Below are 7099 nucleotides of genomic sequence, written 5' to 3' on the forward strand. Positions count from 1 at the left end.
GTTGTGTCCCGTCGCCTGTTCACCTCGGAGTCCGTCACCGAGGGTCACCCCGACAAGATCGCTGACCAGATCAGCGACACGATCCTCGACGCACTTCTCACCGAGGACCCGACCTCGCGTGTGGCCGTGGAGACCCTCATCACCACCGGTCTCGTCCACATCGCCGGTGAGGTGACGACGAAGGCGTACGCGCCGATCGCGCAGCTCGTCCGCGACAAGATCCTCGAGATCGGCTACGACTCGTCGAAGAAGGGCTTCGACGGCGCCTCCTGCGGCGTCTCGGTGTCCATCGGCGCGCAGTCCCCGGACATCGCGCAGGGCGTCGACACCGCGTACGAGAAGCGTGTCGAGGGCGACGAGGACGAGCTCGACAAGCAGGGCGCCGGCGACCAGGGCCTGATGTTCGGCTACGCGTGCGACGAGACCCCCGAGCTCATGCCGCTCCCGATCCACATCGCGCACCGGCTCTCGCGCCGCCTGTCCGAGGTCCGCAAGAACGGGACCATCCCGTACCTGCGCCCCGACGGCAAGACCCAGGTCACCATCGAGTACGACGGCGACAAGGCCGTCCGCCTCGACACGGTCGTCGTGTCCTCCCAGCACGCCTCCGACATCGACCTGGACTCGCTGCTCGCGCCGGACATCCGCGAGTTCGTCGTCGAGCACGTGCTGGCCCAGCTCATCGAGGACGGCATCAAGCTCGACACCGACGGCTACCGCCTGCTGGTCAACCCGACCGGCCGCTTCGAGATCGGCGGCCCGATGGGCGACGCCGGCCTGACCGGCCGCAAGATCATCATCGACACGTACGGCGGCATGGCCCGCCACGGCGGCGGCGCCTTCTCGGGCAAGGACCCGTCCAAGGTCGACCGCTCCGCCGCGTACGCGATGCGCTGGGTCGCCAAGAACGTGGTCGCCGCCGGCCTCGCCTCGCGCTGCGAGGTCCAGGTCGCGTACGCCATCGGCAAGGCCGAGCCGGTGGGTCTGTTCGTCGAGACCTTCGGCACCGCCAAGGTCGAGGTCCAGAAGATCGAGGACGCGATCGGCCAGGTCTTCGACCTCCGCCCGGCCGCGATCATCCGCGACCTGGACCTGCTGCGCCCGATCTACGCCCAGACCGCCGCGTACGGCCACTTCGGCCGCGAGCTGCCGGACTTCACCTGGGAGCGCACCGACCGCGTCGACGCGCTGCGCACGGCCGCCGGCCTGTAAGCACACCCCGCCGCACGGCGGACCCGTACGGCCCCGGACCCCCCGCTGGTCCGGGGCCGTATTGCGTTGATCGTCCGGCGCCCCGGTGCCCATGCTGCACCTGCCCTCCCGGGACGCCGGGGTGACGTTCATCCGGAGCCGGACGCCAGCCGGGCGTTGAAGGACGGTTCCACCCGCCGCCGCCCGCCCCGATTTCGGGAGGGCGCCCACTGTCGGTGGCGTTTGGTAAGAATGCTGCTGTGAGCAGGGACAACGGCGAGAGCGAAACCGGGGCGGGCGGCCCGCCCGAGCAGCTCGCGCTGATACGGGAAATGGTCGCCGAGGCGAAGGCCAAGGCCCCCAAGGCCAAGCCGCGCACCTGGCGGGGCGCCGCCCTCGCCAAGGAGCTGCCGGTCGCCCGGATCCTCGTCAACAAGGGCGTCCTCCACCTCGACCAGCTCTGGGACTACGCCGTCCCCGAGGAGCTCTCCGAGGCGGCACAGCCCGGAGTCCGCGTCCGGGTCCGCTTCGGGGCCGGTTCCCACCAGGTGCACGGCGGCCGCCGTGAGGGCGGCGGCCTCATCGACGGGTTCATCGTCGAGCGCCGCGCCGAATCCGACTACAACGGTGCACTGGCCGCCCTCGCCCACGTCGTCTCGCCCGAGGTCGTCCTCACCCCGGGCATGCTGGCCCTGGCCCGGGCCGTCGCCGACCGGTACGCCGGCAGCCTGGCCGACGTACTCCAGCTCGCCCTGCCCCCGCGCAACGCGCGCGCCGAGGCCAAGCCCTCACCCGATCCGCTGCCCCCGCCCGCCGCGCCCGAACCGGGCGGCTGGGCGCGGTACGGCTCCGGCCCCGCCTTCCTGCGGGCCCTCGCCACCGGCGGCGCCCCGCGCGCCGTCTGGACCGCCCTGCCCGGCCCCGGCTGGGCCGACGAGCTGGCCCGGGCCATGGCCGCCACCCTCGCCTCCGGCCGCGGCGCCCTCGCCGTCCTGCCCGACGGGCGCACCGCAGCGCGGGTCGACGCGGCGCTGACCGCCCTGCTCGGCGAGGGGCGGCATGCGCTGCTCACCGCAGAATCCGGCCCCGAGAAGCGCTACCGGCAGTGGCTCGCCGTGCACCGCGGCTCGGTACGGGCCGTCATCGGCACCCGGGCCGCGATGTTCGCGCCCGTACGGGACCTCGGGCTGGTCGCCGTCTGGGACGACGGCGACTCCAGCCACAGCGACGACCACGCGCCGTTCCCGCACGTACGGGAGGTCCTCGAGCTGCGGGCCGTCGGCGATGGCTGCGGATTCCTGGCCGGGAGCACGAGCTGCACCGTGGAGGCCGCCCAGCTGGTCGAGACGGGCTGGGCGCGGCCGCTCGTCGCCGACCGGGAGACGGTACGGGCCTGTGCGCCCCGGATCCGGACGGTGGGCGACGAACTGCTGGCCCGCGACGAGGCGGCCCGCACCGCCCGGCTGCCGAGCCTGGCCTGGGAGACCGTACGGGAGGGGCTGAAGTCCGGGCCCGTGCTGGTCCAGGTGCCCCGGCGCGGCTATGCGCCGAGGCTGGCGTGCGAGCGCTGCCGCACCCCCGCCCGCTGCAAGGCGTGCGCCGGGCCGCTGGAGGCTCCGGACGCCCGGGACCTGCACTGCGGCTGGTGCGGCCGGCAGGAGAGCGCCTGGCACTGCGAGGAGTGCGGATCGTTCCGGCTGCGCGCCCAGGTGGTCGGCGCCCGGCGGACCGCCGAGGAGCTCGGGCGGGCCTTCCCGGCCGTGCCCGTGCGCACCTCCGGCCGCGACCACGTCCTGGACGAGGTGCCCGACCGGCCCGCGCTGGTGGTGTGCACGCCCGGCGCCGAGCCCGTCGCGGCGGGCGCCGGGTACGCGGCGGCGCTGCTGCTGGACGGCTGGGCGATGCTGGCCCGGCCCGACCTGCGGGCCGGGGAGGACGCGCTGCGCCGGTGGATCGCGGCCGCCTCGCTGGTCCGGGGGGAGGGGCAGGTCGTCGTGGTCGCCGAGCCGACGCTGCGGCCCGTCCAGGCCCTCGTGCGGTGGGATCCGGTGGGCCATGCCGTACGGGAGCTCGCGGAGCGGGCCCAGCTGGGCTTCCCGCCGGTGTCCCGGATGGCGGCCGTCGCCGGGCGCGGCGAGGCGGTGGAGGCCTTCCTGGCCGGAGCCGGGCTGCCGCCGGAGGCGGAGGTGCTGGGCCCGGTCCCGGTGCCGGGCCGGCGCGGGGAGCCGTCGCCCGGGGACCGGGCCTTGGTCCGCGTCCCGCCCGGCAGCGGGGCGGCGCTGGCGGCCGCCCTGAAGTCGGCGCAGGCGGCCCGGCTGGCGCGGGGAGTCCCGGCGGCGGAGGCGGTCCGGGTCCGGATCGACCCGCCGGACATCGGTTGAGGCGGCGCCGGGCGGGGGCAGCCGAACGCCCCCGGCGGAGACGACCGTGGGGGTCGTCCCCGCCGGGGGCGGGATGCGGGTTCGGCGTTAGGCCGGCCGGCCGTCGGAGGTCGGCGTCCCGGCGGCAGGCAGGTTTCAGCCGTGGCGGTCCGGCCGTGCCGGTCAGCCGTTGCGGGGCCCCGGGAAGGCGCCGGAGCGGGCCGCGGCCGCGGGCTGGGACTCCTCGCGCACCGGCTGCGGCGGGACCGAGCGGGCCGCCGGGACCGTGGGCAGCGGCCCAAGGGTCCGGGTGGGCGTGCCCTCGGCCAGCGGCTCCGCGGACTCCGCGGCCTGGGCCCGCCGGGCCCCGTACCGCCGGTGCACGGCCTGCTTGGTGACGCCGAGCGCGGAACCCACCGCGTCCCACGAGAAGCCGAGCGAGCGGTCGAAGTCCACCGCTGCGGTCACCAGCGTCTCGACGCTGTCCCGCAGCTCCTGCGCGAGACGGACGGTGGGCGCGGGGGCCCGGCCATAGACGACGAAGCCCGTCGAGGGACCGGAGCGGCGCGGGCGGTACACATTGCCGAGCTGGGCGGTGAGCGTACGCAGAGCATCCACCTGCCGGCGAACCCGCTCGATGTCCCGCACCAGGAGATGCAGGCTGGCCCGTGCTTGGGCGTCGTGGGTGGCGTGGTCGGCCATGAAGAAGCCTCTCGAACCGGTGCTGAAGAGCGGATCGGGCCGCAGACACCGTTCTCATCGCGGCCCGGTTTCGGTCAATCTCTCTTGACCAACGCGTCATACGGCACGGAAGTCACGCACGAGGGGCGTGTCGGCATATGCGAGAGGCGCGCGTGTGTGTCCACGCCCCCTGACGAGGCGTCCGGACCCCTGAACGGGCCCCGGGGGCACCCGCCGACCGGGCCGGGCACCCCCAACGGCACCGGGAACATAGACTGGTGCGCTGCTGACAGCCGAGATAGCGAGGTAGGACCCCAGTGAAGCTCGTCTTCGCAGGCACCCCCGAGGTCGCCGTGCCCGCCCTGGACGCCCTGATCGCCTCCGGGCGCCACGAGGTCGCGGCCGTCGTCACCCGGCCCGACGCACCGGCCGGCCGCGGCCGCCGGCTCATCGCCAGCCCGGTCGCCGAGCGCGCCGAGGAGGCCGGCATCGAGGTCCTCAAGCCGGTCCGGCCCCGGGACCCGGAATTCCAGGCCCGGCTGCGCGAGATCGGCCCGGACTGCTGCCCGGTCGTCGCGTACGGCGCGCTGATCCCCAAGAGCGCCATTGAGATCCCCCGCCACGGCTGGGTCAACCTGCACTTCTCGCTGCTGCCCGCCTGGCGCGGAGCCGCTCCCGTACAGCACTCGATCATGGCGGGGGACCAGGTCACCGGCGCCTCCACCTTCCTCATCGAGGAGGGCCTGGACTCCGGCCCCGTCTACGGGCACCTGACCGAGGAGATCCGGCCCACCGACACCAGCGGAGACCTGCTGACCCGCCTCGCCTTCGCCGGCGCCGGGCTGCTGGCCGCCACGATGGACGGCATCGAGGACGGCACCCTGCGCGCCGTCGGGCAGCCCGCCGACGGGATCTCGCTCGCCCCCAAGATCACCGTCGAGGACGCCCGGATCGACTGGAAGGCCCCGGCGATGCGCGCCGACCGCGTGGTGCGCGGCTGCACGCCCGCGCCCGGCGCGTGGACCGTCTTCCGCGGGGAGCGGCTCAAGCTGATCTCCGTCGGCCTGGTCGCCGACCGCACGGACCTGGCGCCCGGCGAGCTCGCCCCGGCCAAGAACAACGTGTACGTCGGCACCGGCTCGCACGCCGTCGAGCTGCTCTGGGTGCAGCCCCAGGGCAAGAAGCCGATGCGCGGCGCCGACTGGGCGCGCGGCGTGCGGATCGCTCCCGGTGAGCGTGTCGGCGGCACGGACGTAGGCTGATCCGTACCCGAAAATTTTCTGCTGCATCTCGTACACCCCGTAAACCCGGAGCACCTTTCACGTGAGCGATCAGTCCCGTCCCCCGCGCAGCGCCGCAGGCCAGCGGCAGGCCAAGCCGTACCGCCGCCCCAAGAAGGACCCCGTCCGGCTGCTGGCCTTCGAGGCGCTGCGGGCGGTGGGCGAGCGCGACGCGTACGCCAACCTCGTCCTGCCGCCGCTGCTGCGCAAGGCCCGCCAGACGGAGGGCTTCGAGGCGCGGGACGCGGCGCTGGCCACCGAGCTGGTGTACGGGACGCTGCGCCGGCAGGGCACGTACGACGCGGTCATCAAGGCCTGCATCGACCGGCCGCTGCGGGAGGTGGACCCGCCGGTGCTCGACGTGCTCTCGCTCGGCGCCCACCAGCTGCTGGGCACCCGGATCCCCACGCACGCGGCGGTGTCGGCGAGCGTGGAGCTGGCCCGCGTGGTGCTCGGGGACGGGCGCGCCAAGTTCGTGAACGCCGTGCTCCGCAAGATCGCCGCGCACGACCTGGACGGCTGGCTCGAGCGCGTGGCCCCGCCGTACGAGGAGGACGCCGAGGAGCACCTCGCGGTGTACCACTCGCACCCGAGGTGGGTCGTCAGCGCCCTGTGGGACGCCCTCGGCGGCGGCCGGGCCGGCATCGAGGACCTGCTCGAAGCCGACAATGAACGGCCCGAGGTCACGCTGGTGGCGCGGCCCGGGAGGTCCACGACGGACGAGCTGGTGGAGGCGGTCGGCGAGGACTCGGCGCTGCCGGGGCGCTGGTCGCCGTATGCCGTCCGGATGGCCGAGGGCGGCGAGCCCGGAGCACTGGAGGCGGTCCGCGAAGGCCGCGCCGGCGTCCAGGACGAGGGCAGCCAGCTGGTGGCGATGGCCCTCGCGGCCGCGCCGGTCGAAGGCAGCGACGAGCGCTGGCTGGACGGCTGCGCGGGCCCCGGCGGCAAGGCGGCCCTGCTGGCGGCCCTGGCGGCGCAGCGCGGGGCGTTCCTGCTCGCCTCCGAGAAGCAACCGCACCGGGCCAGGCTCGTGGAGCGCGCCCTGGCCGGCAACCCCGGCCCGTACCAGGTCATCGCTGCGGACGGCACCCGGCCGCCGTGGCGGCCGGGCTCCTTCGACCGCGTCCTGATGGACGTCCCGTGCTCCGGCCTGGGCGCGCTGCGCCGCCGCCCGGAGGCGCGGTGGCGGCGCCGCCCCGAGGACCTGGAGGGGTTCGCCCCGCTGCAGCGCGCGCTGCTGCGGGAGGCGCTGTCCGCCGTCCGGGTGGGCGGCGTGGTGGGCTACGCGACGTGCTCCCCGCACCTGGCCGAGACCAGGGTCGTCGTGGACGACGTCCTGCGCGGCCGCGGCGCGGGCGCCTCGCCGGTCATGGCCGAACTCATCGACGCCAGGCCGCACATGGCGGGCGTCCCGGCCCTGGGCGACGGCCCGGACGTCCAGCTGTGGCCGCACCTGCACGGCACGGACGCGATGTACCTGGCACTGATCCGGCGTACGGGGTAGCGGCGCGGGCCCGGGGCGCTGCCCCGGATCAACGGCAGATGGGGTGGGGTGGGCGTGGGCGGCGCCGGTGATGTCTGCCGGGG

At 75.2% G+C, this 7099-nt stretch carries 5 protein-coding genes; 4 read left to right on the forward strand and 1 reads right to left on the reverse strand.

Annotation, left to right across the window (positions count from 1 at the left end; genetic code table 11):
• Nucleotides 1-3: 3 nt before the first annotated feature.
• Nucleotides 4-1212, forward strand: coding sequence for a methionine adenosyltransferase (gene metK, locus IF09_RS0111595; protein ID WP_030294604.1), 1209 nt, complete (start codon nucleotides 4-6; stop codon nucleotides 1210-1212).
• 239 nt (nucleotides 1213-1451) lie between these two features.
• Nucleotides 1452-3572, forward strand: coding sequence for a primosomal protein N' (locus tag IF09_RS0111600; RefSeq protein ID WP_030294605.1), 2121 nt, complete (start codon nucleotides 1452-1454; stop codon nucleotides 3570-3572).
• 162 nt (nucleotides 3573-3734) lie between these two features.
• Here IF09_RS0111600 and IF09_RS0111605 read toward each other — a convergent pair whose 3' ends face one another.
• Complete coding sequence (locus IF09_RS0111605) at nucleotides 3735-4253, reverse strand: hypothetical protein (protein WP_030294608.1); 519 nt, start codon at nucleotides 4251-4253, stop codon at nucleotides 3735-3737.
• A 296-nt stretch (nucleotides 4254-4549) separates the two neighbouring features.
• Between IF09_RS0111605 and fmt the strand changes: the two genes are divergently transcribed.
• Both fmt and IF09_RS0111615 read left to right on the forward strand, forming a co-directional pair.
• A complete protein-coding gene (fmt, locus tag IF09_RS0111610; RefSeq protein WP_030294610.1) occupies nucleotides 4550-5494 on the forward strand; it encodes a methionyl-tRNA formyltransferase in 945 nt (314 codons plus the stop codon).
• 61 nt (nucleotides 5495-5555) lie between these two features.
• A complete protein-coding gene (locus IF09_RS0111615) occupies nucleotides 5556-7016 on the forward strand; it encodes an RsmB/NOP family class I SAM-dependent RNA methyltransferase (RefSeq protein WP_030294612.1) in 1461 nt (486 codons plus the stop codon).
• Nucleotides 7017-7099 lie beyond the last annotated feature (83 nt).

The sequence above is a fragment of the Streptomyces katrae genome (genome assembly GCF_000717655.1).
GTDB classification, from domain to species: Bacteria; Actinomycetota; Actinomycetes; order Streptomycetales; family Streptomycetaceae; genus Streptomyces; species Streptomyces katrae_B.

Excerpts from the sequence above, each read along its gene's own strand:
- IF09_RS0111605 (WP_030294608.1), bottom strand. The coding sequence starts at position 4,253 with ATGGCCGACCACGCCACCCACGACGCCCAAGCACGGGCCAGCCTGCAT.